This is a genomic window from Microbacterium altimontanum (assembly GCF_058349865.2).
This window is the reverse complement of the sequence record NZ_JBYRJB020000008.1, coordinates 1-23,156: the sequence shown is the minus strand read 5'-3', so window position 1 is coordinate 23,156 and position 23,156 is coordinate 1. Positions and strand designations below refer to the sequence as shown.

Sequence of the window (23,156 nt, the reverse complement as noted above, 5' to 3'; positions counted from 1 at the left end):
CCTACAGCGCCTTCAGCTCGCCAACGGCAGCCAGTTCGCGGAATCGCTGCCGCATCTTCGACGCGAAGTCCGCGTCCCGGACGATCACACCTGCCTCGAGATTGCGGTGCGCGCCGGCATCCGAGAAGTTCGCGCTCGTCACGAACGCGATCGACGCGTCGATCAGCACCACCTTCGAGTGCTGCGCGACGTACTCGCCGGTGGTCGACTCGTAGGTGAGGAACTTCGCACCGTGCAGTCGCTTCTGCAGCATGGCGGCAGTCTGACCCTGCTTCACGCTCGTGTCGAGCAGGATCGTCGTAGATACCCCGCGCGCGATCGCCTTCCAGAGCGCTTTCACGAAGTCCGAATCGGGCGTGGCCGAGTACGTCGAAGCGAACACATCCTCGGTTGCTTCGTCGATCAAGTGCGAGACTGCGGCAGTCGTGTGGTCGCCGTCGCCCGCGAACGTCGGCCCGCTCCATACTGCGAGCAGATCCGTCGAACCGGAGGCGCGCGCAGCAGCGAACCCCTCCAGGACAGACGCGAGCCCCTCGTCGCCCAACATGCCGAACGCAGCAGTGAGCGCCGCCTCGGCTTCGGAGTCGCCCCCGGCGGCTGCCTTCGCCTTCAGCAGATTGCCGTCGATCTCGAGATTCGAAGCCATGCGCAGCAGCTGAGCACCTGACAGGCGCGTCGCGAGAACGACGAAGGGATCGGTCATGCGTTGATACTCACCGAGATGCCGGCCAGCAACGGCGTCATGTCGAGCGAACCGCCACGAAGGTCGAGTACGAACCGCCGGTCCAAGAACCGATTCGCACGCTCGCACGATGTCTCCGACAGGAACGCGCAGAAGTGGCATGCGGCGCCGTGCAGGAAGTCCTCTTGATCACTCGGGAGCCGGTGGCTGCAGATCGGATCCGATGAGCAGCGCTGCGCCGCGTGGAGTCCGTCGAGCAATACCGACTCGAGGCGATCGGTCTCTGCGAGGCTCACGAGCCCACCCAATGTGCCCTCGCTGTCGGGCGACGTCGTCGTGATCAGGATGCCGGCGGCAGCCGGGCGGTCGTCCCTCTCGCGCCAGGCGTAGATGCGTTCCGCGAGTGACGCCGATCCGTACCCGCTTGACATCGCCATCCGCCGGATGAGCAGATGCGACAGCGTGTGCAGCGCCCAGTAGCGGGGCGGCGGCATCCGTTTGTCCGCGTCGATACGTGCTGAGGTCGTGCTCTGTCGACGCCCTAGGTTGCGCTGGTGAGCAGCCACGTGTGCTTTCCAGACATCGGAGTCGAGCGCGTTCTTCTCCCAGGTATCGACGAGCGACTCGTCGAAGCGCACGAAGACGCCCTCGCCACGATCTTCGGTCGCCGGCGCCCACGTCGGCTTGCCGTCGATCGAGATGGGCGCAATGCGCGTCGCGTCGTCGCCCACGCGGTCGAGTGCGTCGATCCGGGTGAAGCCGATGAAGGCGTTGGCCTTGCGGATGCGGTCGACAGCAACGACCTCACACACGATCGGCGCCAGTGAAGGCGCCACGGGCACGGGATGAACCTTGAACCCATTCCTGCGATCCTCGGTGAGGAACTCATCCGGATGAGTGAGCGTTTGCCACTCGGGAACGAGCAGGTAATTCGGGTCGTAGCCCACAGGACCCGGCGCGACTTGAGTCAGGGGCGGCAGGTCGCCTCGAGCGATCTGTACTGCTTGCCACAGCTCCTCGCTTGAGATCGCCGCGAACTTCTCCACCATGCTCGCGGGGGCGAATTCGCGCCAGGATATGACCGCCGCGAGAGAGGTCAGCTTCGCCACCTGCGACGCAGGTAGGCCGAGCACCTCGTCGACGGTGTCCTGGGGCGTCGGTTCCTTGCGCGAGGGCAGCACCAGCAGGCTGATCGTCGCCGGGAACCACTGATTCGCCGCGCCGAGCAGCATGAGTCGTACCTCACCGGTGCAGGGTGCCTTCGGGTCGGAGTAGGTGGGCAGGTGAGGGTGGCGCCCGCGGCAATTCGGCAGGCTCGCCTCGCCTCCGGCGCGCGTGAGCTCAGCGATGTTGCGCGACGAGCCGCACTGCGCGCACTTGAGGGTGACCTGCGGGCCGAGGTTCGATCGCCACTCCATCATCTTGAGCTTCGGCTGGGCGACGCATTCGGTGCGGTGGCCATCTGCTCGATGCACCCACTCGTTGTAGGGGAACTCATCGAGGTGCCCGTTGGTGCACGCGATCATGTAGCGCGCCGGCACCGCGACGCGGTCGCGCGCTGCTCCACTGAATCGCCCCTTGCAGCCCTTGTGCACGAAGCGCGCCATGTCGGGGCGGTGCTTTCGCGTGTTCTCGAACACGAAGGCGTTCGCCGACACCGGCGCGAGCAGGTCGCACCCGGTGCAACGAAGCCACTGCGGGAAGACGCGTGTCGGTATGCCGATCGGCGTCGAGTTACCCATGCCGGGCTGCTCCGGCATCCAGGGCGGCTGCCGCAGCTCGGTGACCTGGCGCCCCAGCTGCCGTCGGACTGCTTCGATGAGGCGCGGAATCAGCACGAGGGTCGGGTCGCCCATGCGCGCGTACGCCTTGTCCCACGCGTCGATGCCCTGAGGCATCACCGCGAGGTGCGGCAAGTCCACCGTCGCGCCGATCCCCGATGTGTAGAGCATCGCGTTCGGTCGGATGGATCCGATGCGCGCTCGATTCTTCGTCGGGTGCGAGGGGTCGGCGAATGGATCGGCGACGTCTCCCGCTACGCCCGGCGCGGCATCGGCAACGGTCTCGTCGGTCACTTCGCGTCCTTCTTCGGGGTGAACGTCCACGGGGGAGTGCCCGGTGTCACAGGTTCGGTGAGCTTGCCCGGGAAAGGCGACACGAGCAGGTCGATCTCAGGCTGCACCTCGCGCATCGAGTTCGTGACCTGGAACAGGCGGTCGCCATCCTCTCCGATCGTGTCCTCGGGGCTCTCGAGCAGCTGCTCGACATGCTGGTTCGGAAGGGACTTCCGTGCATACGTCAGCCCGCCGCCTTGTGCAGTGGCCTTCTCCGTCCACCGGTCGAGCCGGAGCACGAGCTTGCTCTTCATGAGCTGGGCGGGCTTGGTGCCCCCGGCCTGCGCGGCTCGGGCGACGAGCGCGTCAACCAGCTGATCGACGGCGTTCCGCCGAGGAGCGATGCGCCCCGCGCCCGTCACGGAATCGGGCGACAACGTCACGTTCGCGCCCGCTGCCGTGTCCATCACGCGCGCCGCCGACACGATGAGCCCGGTCAGCCCGCGCTCGAGCGATGCCTCGGAGTACGGGGTGACGGAAAGAGCCTCGACGTTCGCGTAGAACGTGTCGTGATAGTGCTCGAACTGCTCGTAGTGCGCCATGTCGCGGGGGCGGGCGCGGTTCGCGAGAGTGACCACAAGTCCGGGCTTCGAGCTCTCACGGCCGACGCGGGAGGATGCCTGGATGTACTCGGCAGTGTTCTTCGGCTGGCCGACGATCATCATGAGCCCGAGTCTCGGCACGTCCACCCCCACCTGCAGCATGGATGTCGCGAGGACGACGTCGTAGGGGAGTTCGCGTCCCGGCAGCGTCTCGCCGGCCTTCAGCCTCGCCGCGATCCGCGCACGACCGCTGGTCGTATCGAGTTCTGCATCGAACGGCGACGCGAGGTGGGTGAGCGTGCGTCCGATCTCGCTGGACGAGATGCGCGAGGTCAGCTCCCCGAGTTGGAGCGGAACGCGCCGCCGCGGGTATCCACTCGACTTGTCCGGGTTGCCGACTCGTGTCGTGACGTCGTCCTCGAGGTATCGCCGCATGCCGGCGAGCTCGCGTGTCGCTGAGAAGTAGTCGACGAGTGTGAGGTACGGCTCGGCGGCCGCGCCATGCTCGTCGAAGAGCTTCTGCCCGGCGAGCAGCAGGATCTCGCTCAGACGGATCTCGGCGAGGGTGAGACGTGCACCGTGGAGGCACACGCCGACGTACTTGCGACCAGGCGCCTCGTCGAGCGGCACTTCCTTCGAGAAGAAGGTGTCGCTCGCGCTGAGCACCTGCGGGGGGAAGACCTCCACCTCGCGCGCGTAGAGGTTCAGAACCTGGTCGGGCGCCTTGCGGATCGTCGCCGTCGAGGCGATCACCAGCGGCTTCACGGCCTTCGCGGATGCCGCATCCCCGCGCTTCCAGGTGGATAGCACGTCGATTGCACCCTCGAACAGCCCGACGGCGGTGCCGAGCGCGCCGGTGATGAGGTGCAGCTCGTCCTGGATGATGAGGTCCGGCGGACGCAGGCGACCGATGGGTGCCGTATCCGTTGCGGGATAGGTGCGACCGTTCGCGGTGCGGGCATTGTGATGCTCGGCGTTGCAGACATCCGGTGCCGTGTCCGCATTCTTGTAGCCGTGTCTCGGGCACTTCTTGGCGACGTAGCCGAACAGGCTCGCGGCCTCGGCCTCGCGCGCGAGTCGCGCGAACTTGTCGACTGTCGCCAACAGGAAGGTGGGCGGATGCCGGTAGATCTCATCATCGACGGTGAGCACCGGCAGACCCTCACCTGCAGAACCTCCTGCTGCGAACGGGCAGCGGGCGCGCTTGTCACCGCAGTACACGCGGATGCGCTTCTCGACGTCGTCGGCCTCGACGTTCGCCCGTGGATTGATCGCGGTGCCGCACCACGGGCACTGGTCGAACTGGAGTGCGGTCAATCCGAAAGCCGAACTGCCGTCGCCCTCGCGGACGTCCTTGACCTGCTCGGCGGCTTCGGAGTACCGCTTGGGGCTGACGCTCGACCCCACCCAGAGTCCGATGCGGAAGGGTGTCGTGCCCCAGACTGTCGGGTCTTCGCGGCGAACGAGTTCCGCTGCGCACAGCAGCGTCGTCGCGCGGATGAACTGCTGCGAGGTGAGCAGCCGGAGCGTGTACCGCATGAGCACGGCCACGCCATCGCCGCCATCGAGAAGCCCGTCGGGTGTCTCGACCTTCCCCTGAAGACGACGGATGCCGAAGGTGAAGGCCGCAAGACCGAGGTACGCCTCGGTCTTGCCTCCGCCGGTGGGGAAGAACAGCAGCTCTGCGCGCGGGACGTCAGCGGAGCGACGCACATGCGTCGGATCGACGACCGAGGGGAGCTGCATGAGGATGAATGCGAGCTGGAACGCGCGCCACGATGCGGCGCCGTCGCCGCGTGCGTCGACCTGCGCGGTCGCGTCTGCGATCGACAGGTTGGGCTGCTCGATGCGCAGCGCGGCGACCTGCGACCGGAGTCGCTGGTCGCGCATCGTACGATTCATGAACCAGAACGCGCGCTGTGCGTCTGTGTTCTCGACGAGGAGCTCGATGCCCTGACGTAGCCGCTTGAGCGCTCGTGCACCGTCGTCTAGCCCAATCTGTGCTTCACTCTCCAACCAGTCGGGGAACTTCTCCGAGCGTCGCGCCTGCTTGTCAAGCCAGTGCGCGTAGCCATCGACCAACGGCTGGAGTCCGGTCAGAAGTTCGTTGGGATTCGATTCCATGAGCCGTCGCATGCTCAGGACCGCGCCCTTCACCCGCGGCGCGCGCGTCTGAGGGACCTCTGCGGTCGGCAGCCAGGTCGTACGCACTGCAGTCGCGCGGCGAGGGTCCTCGGGGGAGAGGTCCCACTCCGCCGAGGCGGTACGTCCGACCGCGAATTCGAGTCTGTTCCTGTAGAGCAGATCGAGTCGGCGGACCTCGGGATCGCGTGACCCGCGGTCGCGCACGAGCGGGTCGCGGGTCGGCAGGAAGACGGCTGCGCCATCTGTCGCGGTGACTTCCAGTTCGGCCTGGAAGAGCCAGAGCTTGGGAGGCAATTCGCGCCCAGTAACGACGGTGTTGAGGAGGGCGGTTTCGACGACGAGGTGGTCCTCGGTGGGGAAGACTTCGATGGAGACTGCGACGTCCTCGCCGGGGATCTCGACTCGACGAGCCTCTCCGCTCACGATCGTCGAGATGTCGATGGTGACCGGCTCGACGTGCTGCTCGCGGTCGTAGTAGGTCTGGACCCTGCCATTCTCGTCGGCCTCGCGCCGTGAGGCATATCTGCCCCATCGCGCGCGGAACCGGAGCGAGGTCGTATCGCTGGGCACCTGGAAGCGGATGCCCATGGACGATGGCGCGATGATCTTCGACTCCGGACCGCGGTCCTCGTCGGAATCCGTGGGAGAAGCCTCGCCCACGGACTCATCGTCGTCCGCCGGCACACCCTGAACGTCATGCTTTGTGCTCAGGTCCGTCACGGCGAGGGAGTCATCGGAACGCACATCGTCGAGCGTCACCGGCTCCGTGTCTGGAGCAAGGGAACCGCCGGTCCCGTCGATTACGGAGATCGGCGCGAGCGCACCAGCAAGGTAGCGGGCTCGCGGCGTTCCGATGATTGTCTCACCTAGCCCGTCCCATGGCCCGACAAGATCCTGCCGAATCAGGTCGAGGAGTTCATCGCGAACGTTGGCGGAAGTGGTTGTGGGACTTGAGGTGGGAGCTTTGATCGCTTCGGTCATCAGAACAGTGCTTCCTCGGTGCGTGCCGACTCATCGATACTCTCTCCAGGCGGAGGCGTCGTCCCCGCCGAATTCGATTTCCCTTCCAGCTCCGCTCGACGATGGTTTTCCTCCAGCAGGCGGTCCAGGATCTCGGCGCGAGCTGCGGGGCCAACGGTCCAGCGCTCCATTAGTCGATAGGTGTGGAATCCGTGATCGAGCGTGATGTCTTCCCATCCGTACGCGCTCGTCGCAGCACGGTCAATCTCCGCATGAATGGCACGCATTGCATCAACTTCTTTGTCATCAGCAACGTCGGGTGAATACACGAGGTTGTATAGCGAGGTGAGCCCCAGTGCGCGGCGCCTCATGAGCTCGCTGCGGTAGACATGAAGTGTCTCTCCAAGCGAGGTCAGTTCGCTGGTCTTCGATGGGAACGGAAACGTCTCGAACGAGTCGGACGTGTTGTAGCGCACGCGTGACTCGAGAGTCGAGCCATAGACCGTGCTCCACAGCTGATGGAGCGCGGATGCCAGGACTGCTTCAAGTGCGAAGCTCTCGGTCGCGACAACACTCAGGCTATGGTTCAAGACTTGCTTGCTGGGAACACGTCCGAAGAGGCCGTGCTTGCTAACGGCAGCGATAGCGAGCACGTCGGACAGGGGCTCCTTCGCTCGGCGCAACGCAGGACGCTTATCGCCGTACTGCCACCATGCTTCTCGGATGGCCTTTCTCGCGACACGATCGCGTTCAGGTTTCACATTCCTCAAGACGTGGCCAAACGGTTCTGTATATTTCTGAGATTCAGCGAGTGAGCGGTCGTTGAAGTCGATCGCCCACTCTGTCGCGGCCATGTCTGGCCTCTGGTTCAGGTCCTCGCCGGTCAGGCAGGGAAAGAGGACGGCCGCGTTACGCGGGTTCACGGCGATCCACTCCTTCGCGGTAGTGGCCGAGATCACGAAGCCCTTCCCGTAGATCTTCATGCCGTTGAACGCGATCCCTTGGTTCTCTGCGAGCCGTTGCGGCAGCCCGGTTGCGCGTCCTTCCGGTTCGAGGAGCGTAGAAATCCCACGCACTGGCAGTGCGTCAAGGGACGGGCGGATTCCGACCACAAGACCCCTCGGCGTTGACCAAAGGATTGAGATCTCAAGCTGAGCACTCGACGCCGGCCACGGTCTGCTTCGAACTGCGCGGTAGAGTCGTGAACCGCGAGCGCGGAGGACATCGAGGCCGACTTCGCGCGTGTCTCCCTGAGCCACCGTGTTTGTTGCGATGAGACCGCTGGTTCCGTCACGGCGTAACAGCTGGTCCGCTCGAAGTATGAAGAACGCGACCAGATCCGCTTTCCCTTTCTGGCCTGTGCCTATCGTTTGCGCAATCCAATCATGGATGTTTTCGCCCATGCGTGCGGGCGCATCGGTGGCTGAGATAAATGGTGGGTTGCCGATGATGGCGTCGAAGCCTCCGTGGTCGTGGATGACTTCGGGTGCTTCGAGGATCCAGTGGAGCGGTTTCCAGTGGGAATCTCCGGTGTCGACGGTGGGGGTGAGTCCCTGGTCGAAGATCCGGTCGAGGTGGGTTCGGTCGGGTTCGGTGTTGTCGGTGGGGTAGGCGGTGCGGAGGGCGTCGGCGAGTTCGTCGTACCGGTCGTCGAGCTTTTTGCCGGGCTTGCCGCCTTCCAAGAGGCCCGCGGCGATGATGCCGTCGGCTAGGTCGCGGAGCTTCGCGGTGACCTGTTCAGACTGCGCCAGGAGCGCGCGCTTCGCGCGCGTGGAGCGCATTCGGTCGGCGTCGTCGACCTGACCGGAGGCGAGTTCGCGGCGGATCCGCGCGGCGTCCTCGAGATCCTTGTCGACGTCGAACCAGCGCAGCGGGGTGCGTGAGGCGCGGCTTTCGGGGTAGATGTGCTGGGCCTTGAGCTGTGCTTCGGTGGTGACGCCGAGGAGCGAGTTGCCGTGGAACACGCGGTCGTCGACGAATGAGAACGGCTTGCCGGGGTCCATCGAGATGAGCCAGAGCGACAGCTTGCACATCTCCACCGCCATGCCGTTGATGTCGGCGCCATAGAGGCAGCGCGCGACGATCTCGCGCACGGCCCACCGCTTCAAGTCGGACTCGTGGCTGACGTCGAACCCTTCCCGCTCGCGTGCCTCGATGAGGCGGTCGGCGAGATAGCGCGCCGCGGCGACGAGGAATGCACCAGATCCGGCTGCGATGTCGGCGACCTTCAGGTCGAGGATCTCGGCCGAGGACTTGAGCTTCCATCCGTCCCGGTTCTCGGTGTCGAGTGCGCCGGGAGCGTAGACGAGCGGCTCGAGCGCGTGCAGGACCACTTCCTCCGCCAGCGAGCGCGGGGTGTAGTGAGTACCGGTGTTCGCGCGCTGCGGGGACTCTGTCATCACGAGGCCCTCGTCGGGGACGACGTAGGGGAATCCCCGCAGGTCGTTGCGGATGAGCGCATGGAACGGAACGAGGCGGCTCGCGAGCGCTTCGTTGCCGAGGAGGGCATGCCGGAGCCGGGTGTGTGCGTCGGCTTCCGCGGTGCCGAACGTCTTGGCGAGCTGGTTCGCAGTCTGGGGTTTAGCGTGCTCCTGCGTCTTCTTCAGGTGCGCGATGAGCCGCTTGCCGAAGTCGGCGGCGTCCATAGCGGAATGCGCGATCTCTTCCAGTTCGCGCAGCGGAATCTCGGGCTCGAATCCGCCCTTGCCCTTCAGCCCGACGATGACTTCGCCGACGTACTCGGCGGAGTAGCCGAGCAGGCCTTCATAGACGTAGCCGATCTGCTCGACGTCGAGGTCGCGGAACGACAGGCGCATCGCACCGTCCTCGATGGTCTGTACGGCTCGGAGCACCGCGAGCATTGCCCGGTCGGTCAGACGAACCCGGAGCTGGCCCTGCTGATCGACGGCCTGAAGCCAGGGGAACCGGTCTGGCTCGAACAGGGATCCGCCGTAGGCGGGCATCCGCATGTCCTGGAACGACGCGCCCCCGTAGACCGCGTTGCTCGCGGCGAGGAGCCGGTGCCACGCTTCCCACGAGTGGTCGAGCGCTTCGACCGACGTCGCGGTCGCGTCGCGCTGCAGCTTCTCGCGGATCTCGGCGATCGCGTACGACGAGCGGTACAGGTCGTGTTCGGGGAGCAGACCGCGTTCCTCGGCGAAGAGGAGGAACACGATCCGCATGAGAACCGTGACAGCGCCCTCGTAAACCGCCTTGGCGTCGGCAGGGAGCGGCGATTCGTCGCCTTGCGCGAGTGCCCGCAGGTGCGTGTCAGACATCGACTGCAGCACGAGCTCGACCGCGCGCCGGACCTGGTCGCCGAGGGCCTCGGTGATCTGCTCCGCACCCGCGACGCTCTCAGCGAAGAGCAGCGACAGCTTCTTCTCCGCAGGCAGGCCCACGATCGACCGGTAGTTCGCGAGCGCGAAGAACGCGTCGCGGCTCGGCCGTTCCTCACGCCACAGCAGGGCGTCCCACACGCCGCTCGCCGTCGTGACGTCCTTCGTCGCCGATACCACCGCCCACCACCGGCCGTCCGTGACGATGCCGATCGATACGCCGGACTCGTGCAGCAGCACAGCCATCCGGTCGATCGCGTTCGCGGACCAGCCGTCCGTCCCGGTCCGGCGCAGGTTCTCGGTCCGATCGACCATCATGACGAGCGCTTCGGGGCCACTCTCGCCGTTCAGCGTGGCCCACGGCGTGACCGTCACGGACTCGTTCGGCGACGAAGCCGTGATCCCTGCTGGCTCGTGTGCGAAGTCGTCCGACCAGTCCAGGAGAGTCCGAAGCACCGCCTCGACCCAGCGGTCGCGCGCAGGTTGATACGCCTCCGCTGACGTGATCTGCCACGCCCGCGACCAGCGAACGAATTCGTCGGTGAAGGTCGCATTCACGTCGTCGACCGCGGCATCCGCCTTCGGCAGCCCCGACGGATAGAACGACTTCAATGCCGCACGCGAAAGGAACGGACCCTCCGCGTCGATCAGCGACAACCACTCCCACGTATCAACGGCCATTGTTCGCCCCCAGCTTCTCCGCATCCTCCGGCGTCAACGCGAAGACCAGCGCGGCCACGAATGTGTGCCCCTGCAGATCGCGGTAGCGCCGCTCCACGGCGTCTCGCTCGATGCTCAGTTCATCGTCGAGCAGCGACAGGCGGGTGCGCACGCGCGCCAGGTCTCGTTCGCGCTGCTGTCGTTCCTCGTCCAGTTGGAAGAGCATGTCCTCCCCCGAGCGGCGGGCCTCGTCAGCCGTCGCGAGGGTGCCCTCGAGCGTGGCCCGGAAGCGCTGGAAGATCTGCTCGACGGCCGAGAGGTCGGCGCGCCGGCGGCCTTCCAGATTCTCCTCGATCTCGAGACGGAGTCGATCGGCGCGGCGCGCGATCGCATCGTTCACACGTGCGCGCACACCGTCGACTTCGCCCGCCTGGCGCGTCCAGTCTTCGGTGAGTCGCGCCAGCACCCGTTCGCTCGGTGCGGTGAGGCGAGACCCGTCGAGAGCGGAGGCGAGCAGCGCCTCAGCCCGGTCGACACCGAGGTCCTGCCGTCGGAAGAGTCGGGTGCCCGCGAGGAAGACCTCTTCGTGCAGCCGCACCCCGCTCTCACCCACCAGCACCAGGCGCGCCACGCCAGCTGCGAACGACTGGTCGAGTCCTTCGACGACGACGGCACTGACGCCGCGCACCTTGTCGGTGCGTGTCCAGACCTGACCGCGCAGCTCTCGTGCCGCGCGCTGGATGAGCGGATGACCGAGATGCCCGAACACGACATCGTTGCGGCCGCGCGCCCGCCCCTCGTCGAAGGTCAGCGGCCGCAGGACTCCCGGCGCCAAGCGCGTGTCGAGGCCAGCCAGCGCCGGCACCCACGTCCGTGACAGACCTGGCGGTACCTCGAAGAGCCGGCCCTCCTCCATCGGGTCGCCGATCTCGACGAGCGCAGGCTGACCGGAGACTCGCAGACCTTCTTCGAAGACGCGCAAGAGGTTGCCCTCGTGCAGGTGCATGCGGTCGCGCGAGTCGACGAGCCGTTCCGCCAGGCGGGTGAGGCTGCGACCGAGCGTGTGTTCGGCCTGCAGTACGCGGTTGATCACCTGCTCGCCGGCATCCGTCTTGCCGCGCCTTGCCGGCCCGTCCCCGAACCCGAGTTCGCGCTGCAGGTCGGGGGCGATGATCTCGTTCGCCGAAACGCCGTCGTGCTCGGAGTTGGCGATCTTGCTCGCCAGTCGCGCGAGCAGATCGGTGTCCTTGGCGTACGGGCTCGGGTGATCTTTGGCCGCGCGCGGATGCCAGATCAGCGGCGTCTCGGTCTGGCCGAAGCGGTCGATGCGGCCGATGCGCTGCTCGAGACGGTTCGGGTTGAAGGGGATGTCGAAGCTGACCAGTCGGTGGCAGTAGCTCTGCAGGTCGATGCCTTCACCCGCGGCATCGGTCGCCAGAAGAATGCGGACGGGTTCCTCGCTCGGCGGAGCCGTGAAGCGAGCGCGGATCTCTTCTCGGGTCTCGGCGTCGGTGGCACCGTCGATCACAGCCAGGCGCTCGCCACCCCACCCGCGAGACTCGAGCACCTCATTCAGCCACTCGAGGGTGCTGACGTACTCGGTGAAGATCACGATTCGCTCGTGGCTCCAGCCCGAGCCCGGCACGATCAGGCTGCCGTCGATCAGTGCGAGCAGCGCGGCGAGCTTGGAGTCGGGTCGACCGTCGTACCGACGGCCCCAGTTGATGAGCCACTCGAGGTCGTCCGTGTCGGCCGTCGAGAGCGGAACCTGCGCGCGCTTGGCCGTGCGGAGCGCCTCGAGTTCGGGCTGTTCAAGGCGGCCTTCTTCTTCGTCGGAGGACTCGTCGCCGAGGATGTCGTCATACTCCGGAAGCGCCACGTCGCCGTCGCCGCGGGAGGCGAGGTACGCCTCGGCCGTTGACGCGAAGGCGACGGGCGAGGAGAAGAACCGCTTCTTGAGGATGATCGTGGCGAGGTTCGAGGCGCGCTTGCCGCGCTCCTGCTTGACGGCATCGTTGCGGCGCCGCGTGAACGCGATCAGGCGGTCGTAGGCCTCTGCCTCGTCGTCAGTGGGTTCGAACCACAGCTGGCGCACCTCGCGGAGCATGAACCCTTCGTTGGGAAGATCGCTCTTGAGGCGTCGCACCGCCACGCTTCTCAGGGCATCTTCGTCGAGGTCGGCACCGCGTGCGAACTGCTGCGGGTCGATCATCTCGAGCAGCGCGGTGAACGACTCCGTGTAGCCGTTGTGCGGGGTCGCGCTCAGGAAGAGCCGGTGTTCGCATCGCTCGGCGAGGCGGCGCACGGCGACGGTGCGCTGGCTGTCGATCGCGTATCGCGGACGGTCGGCGCTGGTGCGGCTCGGGGTGGCCGGGGCGACATGGTGCGCTTCATCGACGACGAGGATGTCGAACGCATGGCGGTCTGCGGTACGGGCATCAGCGACGCTGGCGTAGACCTCTTCGAGCAGCCGCTCGGCGCGAGGGGACGGGAGCCACGACATCGAGACGATCACGCGCGGGTACACGCGGAACGGATTCGCGTGCACGCCGAACGTGCGGCGGAACGTCTTCATCGTCTCGGAGTTGATGATCTGGAAGTCGAGTCCGAACTTGTCGCGCATCTCCTCCTGCCACTTGATCACCAGGCCCGCGGGGCACACGACGATGACCGACCGGGCGCGGTGCCGCAGGAGAAGCTCCTGAACCACCAGCCCCGCCTCGATCGTCTTGCCGAGACCGACGTCGTCCGCGAGCAGCATGTTCGCGCGCGGAGCGTCGATCGCGCGACGCAGCGGTTCGAGCTGGTAGGCCTCGACCGAGGCGCTGCTGCGGAAGGGAGCCTGCAGCGTCTTCGGATCCGCGCTGGTCAGCGCGCCCCACCGCAGGGCGTCGAGGTAGGCGGCGAACGTCCTCGGCTCATCGAACTGGTCGGCGCGGATGCTCTCGGGCAGGCCCTGTTCGCGGACCACGCCGCGGCCCGGCTCGAGCTCCCAGATGACGGTGAGCGCCTGGCCGTAGTGGTCCTCTTCGATCGACTGCATCGCCACCGCGTGCTGGAGCTCCGCCCGGCCGTCATCGGCGCTGCTGCGGGGAAGCGACTGTGCGGCCACGTCCGTCACCGTCCAGCGCGCACCTCGTACGTTCACGAGATTGCCGATCTCCGGCACCTCTCGCGCGGACTCTTCCGTCCTCATCGTCACCGTTGCGCTACTCATCTTCCCAAATCCCCATTTTGCAAAGCCTTCCAATATGTCGGTGCCCACCGACACGTCAAGCTGACTGCGACTCGTCGGCTCTCTCGGAGGCGTCCTCGGTACTCGCCGCCGCGACTTCTGTCGCCCTCAGCACCTGCGAGAGGATCGCAGCGCCCAACTGCGGTGGAACGGCATTTCCGATCATCGTCGCGAGGGCGCTCCGGTTCGGACATGCGGAGAAGTCGAAGTAGTCGGGGAAACCTTGAATCCGTGCTGCTTCGTGCGCGGTGAGGGCGCGTGGCTGATCCGGATGCATGTAACGGCCCTGCCCGATGCTGCCGTATCCACTCGTGATCGTCTGCGCCGGCTGATCCCAATGGAGTCGGCCGTACATCGACTTGTAGGTATGCGATCCCTGATGGCAGGTGGGCCTGAGGTGGTTCGGAAGTTCGTAGTCGCCGGATGCCAGCAGGTACTGCATCCTTTCGAGGTTCGCCTTCGTTGGTACAGGGCGGCGGTCGAGAAGACCGGTATCGGGTGTGTCGATGAGGTCGCCGATGGCCCACCGGAGATCGTGGTGGTCGACTCCGTCGGTGACCTGATCGAGCACAGCCGACGGGTTGGGCCCGTCCGACGTGATGGCCAGAAGAATGTGGCGGCGACGAGTTTGAGCAACCCCGAGGTCGGCGAGCGACACGACCCGTTGTGCGGTTCGATAGCCGAGGTCCTGCAGGTGCCGTTCGGTGCGCGCGACCACACTCTCCCCGTCGTGACGGTCGCGGACCACCGACGGGACGTTCTCGATCAGGACCAAGCGCGGACGGAGCACCTCGGCTGCACGCGCCATCCGCAGGTACAGGCCGTTCTTGGCGTCGACTCGACGCGTGTGGTTGTTGAGGTTGCTGTGCCCCTGGCAGGGCGGGCCGCCGAGCAGCGCGCCCACTTCTCCGACCGAGGCCCGAGCGCGGTGCTCCGCGAACGACAGCTCTGCGCCGATCTCGCCATCGAACAGCGCTTCGACGGACTCCGTCTCGATCCGCTCCGCCTGCGGAAAGTTCCGCGCGTACACCGTTGTGGCGAGCGGCTCGAAGTCGACGGCCAGTCTCACGTCGAGACGGAGGCCGGCTACACGCGCGGCCTGAGCGAACCCGAGTGTCAGGCCGCCGCACCCCGAGAAGAGATCGACGATCCGAAGCGAGCGTTCGCCCGACTCGAATCGTGGACGGGTGCGCACACGGAGCGGATGCGTCGTGCGGTGGAGGGGAGCCATTTCACCCTCACTCTAGTTCGCGCCCACGACCCCGACGTGTCTTCGCGGCTGGATACGATGGGCCTTCGAGCCCTGAGCGAGGAAGCCCCGCGATTCATGCCCAATGTCGTCTGGACGAACATCAAAGGCCCCGAGCACGACAAGATGACGCGGGCGAAGATCTACTCCTTCCTGGAGAAGCTGCGCGAAGACGACACGTCACCCGGCCTTCACATCGAGAAGATGAGCGGCGGCCAGGCAGACCCCCGGGTACGTACCGGTCGGGTCGATATCCGTCTGCGGGCGGTGCCGGCATGTATAGGTCTTCGACAAGGCCGGCGGCGGAGGAACGCCACTTTGACGGGCGCTTGCCGTACCACGGCGAGCAGCCCCACCACGTACTTCGCATGATCTCGCCCCACAGCAATGTAGGGCTCCCGAACGCGCTCAAATTGAAGTCTGCATGGAGCACGCGCAAGGCGGCGTCGGTGGCGTCTCGCGAGGTCGGGGCCGCGGCATCCAGTATTCATGCGCTGCTGTTGGACCACGGCTACCGGTGGGGCACCGACGAGGCGGGCGCGAAGGTATGGTCCAGGCTTCAGGTGGGAGAAGTCGATCCCAGCACGGGCGACGTGTACGGCGGACCAACGCACTATGTGTTGCGTTCTCGTGATCGGATCGTCGTCGACGAAGCCGGCATGGTCGACCTGCAGACGGCGAACGTGCTTGTCGAGCTCGCGATCGAGCTGGGTGTCGGGCTGGCGTTCGTGGGTGACACGCATCAGGCGTTGCCGGTCGGGCATGCGGGTGCGATGGGTTCTGCGAGCCGGCACGCGAACGCTGCGGTCGAGCTCGATACGGTGCACCGGTTCCGCGATCCCGACTACGCGGCGCTCACACTGCGGCTTCGGGATACCGGTGATCGCGAGCGGGCACTGGAGGTTGCGGGCGAGCTTGCCGAACACGGTCATGTCCACCGGGTAGATCGTCACGACGCGGCGCAGCATCGGATGATCGACGCGTACTTCGATTGGCACGCACGCGGCAAGCGGGTGACGCTGGTATCCGCCACGAATGCTGAGGCGGATGCGATCAATGACGCCGTCCAGGAGCGGCGAGTCGATCGGGGCGAGCTCGACTTCCGCGTCGCGGCGTGGGGAATGGGGCAGCAGCGCATCCTCGTCGGCGACACCGTCTAGACCCGTCGCAACGACCGACTCACGGGAGTAGAGAATCGCGCGCAGTGGATCGTGCGCGGCATCCGCGAGGAGTACCTGTCTCTTGTCTCCGTGAGCGACAGCGGCGAGGTGGCGCGGGTGACCACGGAGTACGCGCGCGAGCACCTGCGGCTCGCCTATGCGTCCACCGTGCACGGCGTGCAGGGCGACACCGCCGATGCGTCGGTGGTCGGGCCTGATGTCGATGCCGCGGGACTCTACGTTGGCCTCACGCGCGGGCGGGTGCACAATGTCGCGATCGTCGTCGCGCGGACGGATGCCACGGCCCGCGAGTGCCTCGCCGAGTCGATGCAGCGCGGCACTCCGGAGCTGACGATGCAGGATGCTGTGCGCGCGGCACAGGCGGAGGTGCGGCGCGCGGCGCGGAACCCTGAGGCGGCGATGGCTACGGGGCCGGCGGGCAGGGCGTCGAGAGCGGGGCGCGGAATGGGGATTTAGAGCCGCTCGTTCGCCGGTCGTCCAGCGTGCCAACGCTCGAGTGAGCAACAAGTGCGCGGCCGCAGAGCGAGCGAGGTTCTTGCGAGATCTCCGCCGTCCGTTCAATGGAGAACCGGCTTGCGTGCGCGCGTCGGCGGGATTTGGTCACCCCGCGGGTTGGGAGCGCGCCAGAGCGACATGCATGCCGCGATGAGCCCTACGCTATCTGTCCTCCCGCTGCTCGGCGGATCATTCCGATCGGCTGGCGTAGTGTCGGACCGGGCGGCGGGGGCCCGAGTGTTCTTTCATGCGCTTGGACAATCGATCGATCGCCGCTGGCGCAGTCCACCAGACCACGGCGGTGACGAGGGGCATGAGGTAAGCGGCAGCGAGGAGCCATATCGCTGAATCGGTCCACGCGCTCGAGAGCGGGGCCGAGCGTGTCAAAGTCATGAGAACGCCAGTGAGGACTCCAGCGGTGAGCCAAAGGCAAACGTTCCACGCAGTGGTTCGGGTGACTGACGCTCGCCGGGCGATCCAGAGGACGAACAAGGCGGTCGCTCCCGCGGCGAGCCAGAATGCGGAGTATGGGCCGACGAGCCAGGCGACCGCCTCCTGGACCCGGTCCATGCCCCAGTCGCCTGACGGCAATTGATCGATGAGCGGTTGCCCGAATATCTTCATGAGAGCCGCAGAGATGAGCGTGACGGTGAAGGTGGTCAACCCACCTGCAACCACGCGAGAGAACGTCTTCATGGTTCACGCAGCTCGCCGGCTGCGCTCGCGCGCGGCTCGTTTCCGCGCCCCGGTGGCATTCAGTCGGAAGTTGACCATGGCGGTGCTGACTCCGAAGTGAAAGGCCGCATCCTCGATCGTCCAGCGGCCGCGAGCGATCGCGAGTGCAGCTGGCTCCGGGATGAGGAGGCAGCCTGATAGCCACCCGGCCTCGTCCTCGATGTCCTGGTTCCAGATTCGGCACCCGGCGGCGTCGAGGGCGGGCGTCGGCGGGTGGGCGAGGAGACCGTGGCTGAGCTCATGCCCGATATTGCTGCTCTGGCGCGCGGGCGTGTGTCCGTCGTTGTGCACGATGAGCCGCCGACGACCCGAGAACACGGTCATCGCGGAGAAGACTTCCGGCTCACCGTCGATGAGGTACTCAACCTCAGGCGCGGAGGCTGCAAACTCTGAGAGCGGGATAACCGGGATTTCGAGCGACTCGGCCAACACCAACGGGTCGAGCCGAGCGGTGAGAGACAGTCCGAGTTCGGCGCGCGCGTCCGCGGCGATGGTGTTCGCCCAGGTCTTGAATCCGCGTTGAAATGCCATGGATGCTACTCGCTATCGCGTCGAAGTCTTTCGTAGGTGACCTTGATCAGCCCGTCCAGCGCCGTCGCCGCTTCCGGGGAGAGATTGCGGTCGGAGCGAAGGTAGGTGGAGATCTTCGCGAGCGAGTCTGCCTCCCGTGGCGCATCATCGGCGCCGCGAACGAAATCGTCGACCGCAAGGCCCGACCACGCGGCGAGAGCCGCCAACCCGTCAACGTCGGGGCGTTTTCCCTGGGCCATGCGGGTAAGCGTGGACGCGCTGACGCCCGAGGCGGCCGCGACCTGCTTCCAGTTCAAGCGGCGGCTCTGGCGTTGCGCATCGAGAGCTTCATAGAAACCCTCGGCGTCGAACGAACCAACCTTGTCCATAGCATCCCTTCTAATTGCGATATTGCAATTGGTCGTCTAATGTGGATTGCACATCAGCAATCAGACGCCTCAAGTCTAACGGAAGGAGCGAGGATGTCACCCGAAGACAAGCCCAGCAAGCCGGAGAAGCCGGACAACCCGAGCCGCTACGAGATCATCGTGAACGGCCAGGTCCACGAGGTTCCTTCGGCGACGGTCACCTTCGAGCAGATCGTGGCGCTGGCGTTCCCCGAGCACGCCGGCAACACTGACCTCACGTTCGTGATCACCTACCGCAAGGCCGACTCGCCCAAGGAAGGCAGCCTCGCCGAGGCCGGCTCGGTCGAGGTCAAGCACCGCGGAACGATCTTCAATGTCACCTTCACCCGTCGCTCGTAGCGCCGACCTGCAGCGGCTGCGCGCCGAGGGGTACGAGATCGAGATCCGCGACAATCACCTCCTCGTGCACCACGTGCCGTACGTCACCCCCAACAAGGGGGTGGCGTACGGCACGCTGATCTCGACTCTGCACCTCAACGCAGACCAGACACTCCCGCCGGACACGCACGTGGTGTCGTTTGCCGGTGAGCGGCCGTCGCGCGTGGACGGATCTGAGGTGCCGAACCTGCTGCATCAGCAGGGGCCGATGCAGCTCACCACGACGATCGCGGCGGACTTCTCGTTCTCTAATAAACCCGACGCCGGCTTCCCCGACTACTACGAGAAGATGACCTCGTACGTGAACATCCTGCTCGGTCACGCCCTTCAGCTCGACCCGGCGGTGACACCGAAGACATACGTCGTTCATGGGGACGACGACCCCGACTCGGTCTTCCTCTATGCCGACTCCGCATCGTCCCGCGCCGGAATCACGGCTATCAATGACAAGCTTCGCGTCAGCAAGATCGCGATCGTCGGCGTCGGCGGCACCGGCTCCTACATCCTCGATTTCACCGCGAAGACCCCGGTGCGCGAGATCCACCTCTTCGACGGCGACCGATTCCTGCAACACAACGCGTTCCGCGCCCCCGGCGCCGCGAAGCAGACTGACTTCGCCAGCATGCCCTTCAAGGTCGACTACTTCACTCAGGTCTACTCGACGATGCGTTGCGGAATCCACCCGCACCCCTACGACATCGACGCCGTAACCGTCAGCGAGCTCGACGACATGGGGTTCGTGTTCCTCGCGGCGGAAGGCGGCCCGACGAAGCAGCTCATCATCGAGCGCCTGCAGTCGGCCGGGATCCCGTTCGTTGACGTCGGGATGGGCGTGCGCCCCCACGACGGTCGCCTTCACGGCATCCTCGCCATCACCACCGGCACCGCTCACAAGGCCGACCACATCTCGCGGCGCATCGACTTCTCTGAGACAGACGAGGCCGACGATTACGACCTCAACATACAGATCGCCGACCTCAATGCGCTCAACGCCGCCCTCGCCGTCGTCAAGTGGAAGAAGCTGTTCGGATTCTACGCCGACCTCGAGAATGAGCACTACACCGCCTACACGATCGACGGAAACCACCTGCTGAACGAGGACCAGACCGAATGACCCGCCAATCTGAGATCGGATTCCAGTTCGTCGACTACATCCCGAACGAACTCGAGGAAGGCATCCTCTACATCGCCGCCGAGTTCGGCGCCGTCGTCCACCTCTGCTGCGAAGGGTGTGGTGAGCGGGTCTCCACGCCGCTTCATCCTGGGCAGTGGACACTCACCTTCGACGGCACCACCGTGAGCCTCAATCCTTCAGTCGGGAACTGGGGACTGCCGTGCCGGTCGCACTACATCATCCGTCGCAATCGCGTCGTATGGGCGGCTGACTGGTCCAACGAGGCCATCGTGAAATCCGCCGCGAGCGATCGTCTAGCGGCGGACGGGCCCGCGACGGAGCTCTCCACACATCGCCGCTCTCTGATCGACATCTTGAGGTTCGTCTTCTCGGGCGGCCATCGTCGCTAATGGGAGGATCGATCGGGTGCCACGTCGCAACGCTCGTCGTCAGCACCTACTCCGACACCGACCCTGCTCGCTCCGTGGAGCGGGATGAGGGCGGCATGGGCACCGACAAGATTAGGTGGCTGACGTACGCCGGGCGAAGTGGGTGTGGCGCAAGCTGCCCACGATCGGTGGGTGGCGCTCCGATGGACTGCAGATGCCGTGGGGTAACCGCGAGGAACATCGCGCGCGCCTAGTCTGCATGATGCACGCCGACGGCGACCTCCGGCCTGCCGTTCTCAAGGCGAGAAGGGCGTCGAAAATCAGCCGCGCTCACGAGACGATCGAAGCCGAACCACCCGATCTGCAACGCAAGTAGCGTGCGCACGTCCGTGGGCTCACGGAGTCCAGGCATCCTGCGGCGGTCGCGGACGGGCTGCCGCTTCGCTCGGCGTCGCCAGTCGCCGTTTCGCGTGACGGTCGTAGAAGTCCAGCCATCGCTCATGGACACCCGTGTCCATGAGGTGACTTCCGATAAGGACTCCACCGTGCCCGGAGTGGACAAGGATCTGATCCCAGCCCCCTTCGCCCTGGGCGAAGCGATACGTGAGCTGTCCCCAGGACGGGTCGTCGTAGATGACGTACGCATCATCGCGGTTCCCGAAGGCCTCCCCCGAGATGTCGCTGAGGAACGTCCCTTCGTTTATCCGGCCCTGGCGGTAGGCCAGCCGCCGATCCTCCACGGCGAGGCGGAGCCCTTCCTTCGCATCCGACTCCTCGGTGTGGTTGCTGATGCAGGTGCGGTAGCTGAAATCCACGTCTGACCCATCCACACGCTTGATCCAGATGCCTGTGGCATCCGGCCGCACGTTGAACTTGTCGCCATCGCTGGTCAGGCCGACATAGAAATAGTCAACTCCCACGCCGATCTTCTCGGACGCATCAGGATGCAGGTCGAGGACCTCGCGGAGCATGAGGTCATGAGTTGGATCGGTGATGCGCTCGTAGACGGCGTAGGGGCCGCCGGTGTGAAGGAGCCTGAAATCATCGAAGGCGGCCTTCTTCGATGGCCAACTGAACGAAGGAAGGTCCACGCGGATCGCCATAGGTATCTCCTTGCTGAGTATCGACTGCTCCGAAGCTAGTCGACCCTGCCTCAGCCTCCGAGTCGAGGTGAATGGCCAGGGTAGGAGGCTCGCGCGTCGTCGAGGGTGAAGGCTGTTTCCCGGACTCTTGCGGCGGGTGCAGCGGCATCGTCGCCCGGTGGGGTGATCCACCATTCCAGGATTCGCCAGCGGGCGTCCTCGTCGGCTACTCCTTGGCTGGCGAGCTTGTCGTAGAGCTCCGCGTTGATGTCGCCGACCAGTGACCGGATGTTCCCCTCGTCCGGGTCAATCTGGAATGCGGGGTAGAGCTTCGCCTCGCCCATCGAGACCCAGACGAGGGCATGACGGTTCCTCAAGTAGTTGAGCCAGCTGCGTCGCTCCTTCGGCTCCCTGCCGTGGAACTGATCGCGGATCGCAGCGTTGCTGGAGAGGTCGAGGTCAGCGAGTAGGGCGACCCGCTTGGCCAGAACAGGGTCTCGCTGGTAATCGATGCTCCACATCGCCGCGGCCTCCCAGTCGGCGGGGTACCCCATCGCGTCCAGATCGAGACTGAGTTCGTTGGTCCGTGCCTCGATGAGCGCGTGGATGCGCGTTCTCCAGTCGGAGTCGGGAACGAGGCGAGTCAGCAGGAACGTGAGGATCGAGATCGTGCCGTAGAGGCGGCGCTGAGACTTCTCGCTGAGGTGGTCCAGGTCGGAAATGTGGGCGGCCGACGCCAGCTCCACGTCGAAGCTGCGGTTCCACATGCGTGAGTGATGTGCGCAGAGATTACGGATGTGTCGGATGTGGTTGAGCCAGTTCGACAGCAGGGCGGCGTCGCCGCGTCCGGTCTTGGCGATGATGTCGAGACTCGCGGCGATTCGTTCGCGATCGTCCTGGGCCGCCCCGTCGTACAGCTGCGCGAGTGTTCCGAACGACATCACCTCCGTCGCCACCCAGACCGGGAAGTGCGGACCGTACTTGGCACGGAAGTGCGCCGCGAAGGCCTCCTGAGAACGCCGCTCCTGCTCATCGAATCGTCGCAGCCACTCCTCGTGGCGGGATACCCGCTCGCGATCTCCTTCCCCCTCGACTTGCGCCGCTTGGGGAGGCACGGGTTCCGATCCGGTGGCATCCGGCGATGGGAGTGGGACGGTGACGAATGCGGGATCGAGGGCGGCAGGATGCCGGTGAGCGAAGATGTCCCGGCGGCCGAGCGTGTGACCAACCTGGAAGCGGATGGCCACCTCGACCGCTTCGAGGGCATCGAAGAGTGCTGCTCGGAGCTCCCGATCGAAGTCGTAGATCGCGCAGACGTGTTCGAGCGTGGTCCCAGGGCGGAGCGTTGACTGCACCACAGCGTCGCCCGCACCGTCGAGCTCGCGCTGGCGATACGGGTACCAGTACCCGGACAGCCGGTAGTAGCCAATCCGCTTCAGCAGCGCCTCAGCCCTGTCGCGATCGCCGACGTCCATGCCCCGCGACGCGAGGAGTGCAACTTGCTCGCGCACCGTCTTGAACGGCTTCGCGTAGCTGCTGTCATGCGTCATCACAAAAGAAAACTAGCCGCCTCTCGGTGAAGAGAAAGCGGCTAGCCGTGTTGAAAACAAGCTAACACAGAACACCGACAGCAATCTGAGAATCAATCCGAAAACCAAATCGTCGGCTAATCAGGAGCCCATAGCACCCCCTGCGCACAACGCTAATGCCCCAGCGACGGACCACGGACCGGCTCGTCGGACCGGTGCGCAGCGGTCGTGGACAGGCGACGTTGCTGGGCGTGTTTCGCGCTCACGGCTCCTGCTGTCGTCGCGCAGCGTGCAGCTGCCCGAGTGGAGTCCCGCATAGTGGTGTAGCGCGCGGTGGCCGGGCTCGTCGGATGCGACGTAGACGCGGTCACCGTGTGATCCTTCGAGGAA

Annotated in this window: 17 protein-coding genes; 7 read left to right on the top strand and 10 right to left on the bottom strand. The window is 65.7% G+C overall.

Features of this window, described 5'->3' with window-relative positions; genetic code table 11:
• Position 1: 1 nt before the first annotated feature.
• The 6 genes from drmC to AC3RX1_RS14585 form a co-directional block, all read right to left on the bottom strand.
• The gene (gene drmC, locus AC3RX1_RS14610) at positions 2 to 703 is read right to left on the bottom strand and encodes a DISARM system phospholipase D-like protein DrmC (protein WP_491501989.1); all 702 of its coding nucleotides are present in this window, start codon (positions 701 to 703) and stop codon (positions 2 to 4) included.
• Entirely contained in the window at positions 700 to 2,757 is a 2,058-nt protein-coding gene (drmB, locus tag AC3RX1_RS14605) for a DrmB family protein (protein ID WP_491501988.1), read from the bottom strand. Before drmB ends, drmC begins: the two co-directional genes overlap by 4 nt.
• The gene (drmA, locus tag AC3RX1_RS14600; RefSeq protein WP_491501987.1) at positions 2,754 to 6,464 is read right to left on the bottom strand and encodes a DISARM system helicase DrmA; all 3,711 of its coding nucleotides are present in this window, start codon (positions 6,462 to 6,464) and stop codon (positions 2,754 to 2,756) included. Before drmA ends, drmB begins: the two co-directional genes overlap by 4 nt.
• Entirely contained in the window at positions 6,464 to 10,462 is a 3,999-nt protein-coding gene (locus AC3RX1_RS14595) for an Eco57I restriction-modification methylase domain-containing protein (protein ID WP_491501986.1), read from the bottom strand. Before AC3RX1_RS14595 ends, drmA begins: the two co-directional genes overlap by 1 nt.
• Positions 10,452 to 13,637, bottom strand: a complete 3,186-nt coding sequence (gene drmD / locus AC3RX1_RS14590; protein WP_491501985.1) for a DISARM system SNF2-like helicase DrmD — start codon at positions 13,635 to 13,637, stop codon at positions 10,452 to 10,454. Before drmD ends, AC3RX1_RS14595 begins: the two co-directional genes overlap by 11 nt.
• A gap of 76 nt (positions 13,638 to 13,713) precedes the next feature.
• Positions 13,714 to 14,907: a DNA cytosine methyltransferase gene (locus tag AC3RX1_RS14585; RefSeq protein WP_491501984.1), complete on the bottom strand. Its 1,194-nt coding sequence runs from the start codon at positions 14,905 to 14,907 to the stop codon at positions 13,714 to 13,716.
• Between the two features lie 96 nt (positions 14,908 to 15,003).
• Between AC3RX1_RS14585 and AC3RX1_RS14580 the strand changes: the two genes are divergently transcribed.
• The 3 genes from AC3RX1_RS14580 to AC3RX1_RS14570 all read left to right on the top strand — a co-directional run bounded on the left by AC3RX1_RS14580 (position 15,004) and on the right by AC3RX1_RS14570 (position 16,562).
• A complete protein-coding gene (locus AC3RX1_RS14580) occupies positions 15,004 to 15,297 on the top strand; it encodes a hypothetical protein (RefSeq protein ID WP_491501983.1) in 294 nt (97 codons plus the stop codon).
• Positions 15,294 to 16,085, top strand: a complete 792-nt coding sequence (locus AC3RX1_RS14575; protein ID WP_491501982.1) for an AAA family ATPase — start codon at positions 15,294 to 15,296, stop codon at positions 16,083 to 16,085. The genes AC3RX1_RS14580 and AC3RX1_RS14575 overlap by 4 nt, the downstream gene beginning before the upstream one ends.
• A gap of 90 nt (positions 16,086 to 16,175) precedes the next feature.
• Complete coding sequence (locus AC3RX1_RS14570) at positions 16,176 to 16,562, top strand: hypothetical protein (RefSeq protein WP_491501981.1); 387 nt, start codon at positions 16,176 to 16,178, stop codon at positions 16,560 to 16,562.
• A 738-nt stretch (positions 16,563 to 17,300) separates the two neighbouring features.
• Here AC3RX1_RS14570 and AC3RX1_RS14565 read toward each other — a convergent pair.
• Together AC3RX1_RS14565 and AC3RX1_RS14560 are read right to left on the bottom strand one after the other, a co-directional pair.
• Entirely contained in the window at positions 17,301 to 17,867 is a 567-nt protein-coding gene (locus AC3RX1_RS14565) for an ImmA/IrrE family metallo-endopeptidase (protein ID WP_491501980.1), read from the bottom strand.
• Between the two features lie 5 nt (positions 17,868 to 17,872).
• On the bottom strand, positions 17,873 to 18,235 hold the full coding sequence (locus AC3RX1_RS14560) for a helix-turn-helix domain-containing protein (protein WP_491501979.1): 363 nt from the start codon (positions 18,233 to 18,235) through the stop codon (positions 17,873 to 17,875).
• Positions 18,236 to 18,328: 93 nt separating this feature from the next.
• Here AC3RX1_RS14560 and AC3RX1_RS14555 point away from each other — a divergent pair, with 93 nt between their 5' ends.
• The 4 genes from AC3RX1_RS14555 (at position 18,329) to AC3RX1_RS14540 (ending at position 20,531) form a co-directional block, all read left to right on the top strand.
• Positions 18,329 to 18,613: a multiubiquitin domain-containing protein gene (locus tag AC3RX1_RS14555; RefSeq protein WP_491501978.1), complete on the top strand. Its 285-nt coding sequence runs from the start codon at positions 18,329 to 18,331 to the stop codon at positions 18,611 to 18,613.
• Positions 18,588 to 19,766 carry a ThiF family adenylyltransferase gene (locus tag AC3RX1_RS14550; protein ID WP_491501977.1) on the top strand — a complete coding sequence of 393 codons (1,179 nt, stop codon included), beginning with the start codon at positions 18,588 to 18,590 and terminating at the stop codon, positions 19,764 to 19,766. Before AC3RX1_RS14555 ends, AC3RX1_RS14550 begins: the two co-directional genes overlap by 26 nt.
• The gene (locus tag AC3RX1_RS14545; protein WP_491501976.1) at positions 19,763 to 20,176 is read left to right on the top strand and encodes a ubiquitination-like system serine protease family protein; all 414 of its coding nucleotides are present in this window, start codon (positions 19,763 to 19,765) and stop codon (positions 20,174 to 20,176) included. Before AC3RX1_RS14550 ends, AC3RX1_RS14545 begins: the two co-directional genes overlap by 4 nt.
• A gap of 115 nt (positions 20,177 to 20,291) precedes the next feature.
• The gene (locus AC3RX1_RS14540; RefSeq protein ID WP_491501975.1) at positions 20,292 to 20,531 is read left to right on the top strand and encodes a hypothetical protein; all 240 of its coding nucleotides are present in this window, start codon (positions 20,292 to 20,294) and stop codon (positions 20,529 to 20,531) included.
• Between the two features lie 19 nt (positions 20,532 to 20,550).
• On the opposite strand, the gene AC3RX1_RS14535 is transcribed toward AC3RX1_RS14540, so the two are convergent.
• Together AC3RX1_RS14535 and AC3RX1_RS14530 are read right to left on the bottom strand one after the other, a co-directional pair.
• Complete coding sequence (locus AC3RX1_RS14535) at positions 20,551 to 21,258, bottom strand: DCL family protein (RefSeq protein ID WP_491501974.1); 708 nt, start codon at positions 21,256 to 21,258, stop codon at positions 20,551 to 20,553.
• A gap of 50 nt (positions 21,259 to 21,308) precedes the next feature.
• Entirely contained in the window at positions 21,309 to 22,787 is a 1,479-nt protein-coding gene (locus tag AC3RX1_RS14530) for an Abi family protein (protein WP_491501973.1), read from the bottom strand.
• Positions 22,788 to 23,156: the final 369 nt, after the last annotated feature.

Excerpts from the sequence above, each read along its gene's own strand:
- drmC (WP_491501989.1), bottom strand. The coding sequence starts at position 703 with ATGACCGATCCCTTCGTCGTTCTCGCGACGCGCCTGTCAGGTGCTCAG.
- drmA (WP_491501987.1), bottom strand. The coding sequence starts at position 6,464 with ATGACCGAAGCGATCAAAGCTCCCACCTCAAGTCCCACAACCACTTCC.
- AC3RX1_RS14595 (WP_491501986.1), bottom strand. The coding sequence starts at position 10,462 with ATGGCCGTTGATACGTGGGAGTGGTTGTCGCTGATCGACGCGGAGGGT.
- drmD (WP_491501985.1), bottom strand. The coding sequence starts at position 13,637 with ATGAGGACGGAAGAGTCCGCGCGAGAGGTGCCGGAGATCGGCAATCTC.
- AC3RX1_RS14585 (WP_491501984.1), bottom strand. The coding sequence starts at position 14,907 with ATGGCTCCCCTCCACCGCACGACGCATCCGCTCCGTGTGCGCACCCGT.
- AC3RX1_RS14580 (WP_491501983.1), top strand. The coding sequence starts at position 15,004 with ATGCCCAATGTCGTCTGGACGAACATCAAAGGCCCCGAGCACGACAAG.
- AC3RX1_RS14575 (WP_491501982.1), top strand. The coding sequence starts at position 15,294 with ATGATCTCGCCCCACAGCAATGTAGGGCTCCCGAACGCGCTCAAATTG.
- AC3RX1_RS14565 (WP_491501980.1), bottom strand. The coding sequence starts at position 17,867 with ATGGCATTTCAACGCGGATTCAAGACCTGGGCGAACACCATCGCCGCG.
- AC3RX1_RS14560 (WP_491501979.1), bottom strand. The coding sequence starts at position 18,235 with ATGGACAAGGTTGGTTCGTTCGACGCCGAGGGTTTCTATGAAGCTCTC.
- AC3RX1_RS14555 (WP_491501978.1), top strand. The coding sequence starts at position 18,329 with ATGTCACCCGAAGACAAGCCCAGCAAGCCGGAGAAGCCGGACAACCCG.
- AC3RX1_RS14550 (WP_491501977.1), top strand. The coding sequence starts at position 18,588 with ATGTCACCTTCACCCGTCGCTCGTAGCGCCGACCTGCAGCGGCTGCGC.
- AC3RX1_RS14545 (WP_491501976.1), top strand. The coding sequence starts at position 19,763 with ATGACCCGCCAATCTGAGATCGGATTCCAGTTCGTCGACTACATCCCG.
- AC3RX1_RS14535 (WP_491501974.1), bottom strand. The coding sequence starts at position 21,258 with ATGGCGATCCGCGTGGACCTTCCTTCGTTCAGTTGGCCATCGAAGAAG.
- AC3RX1_RS14530 (WP_491501973.1), bottom strand. The coding sequence starts at position 22,787 with ATGACGCATGACAGCAGCTACGCGAAGCCGTTCAAGACGGTGCGCGAG.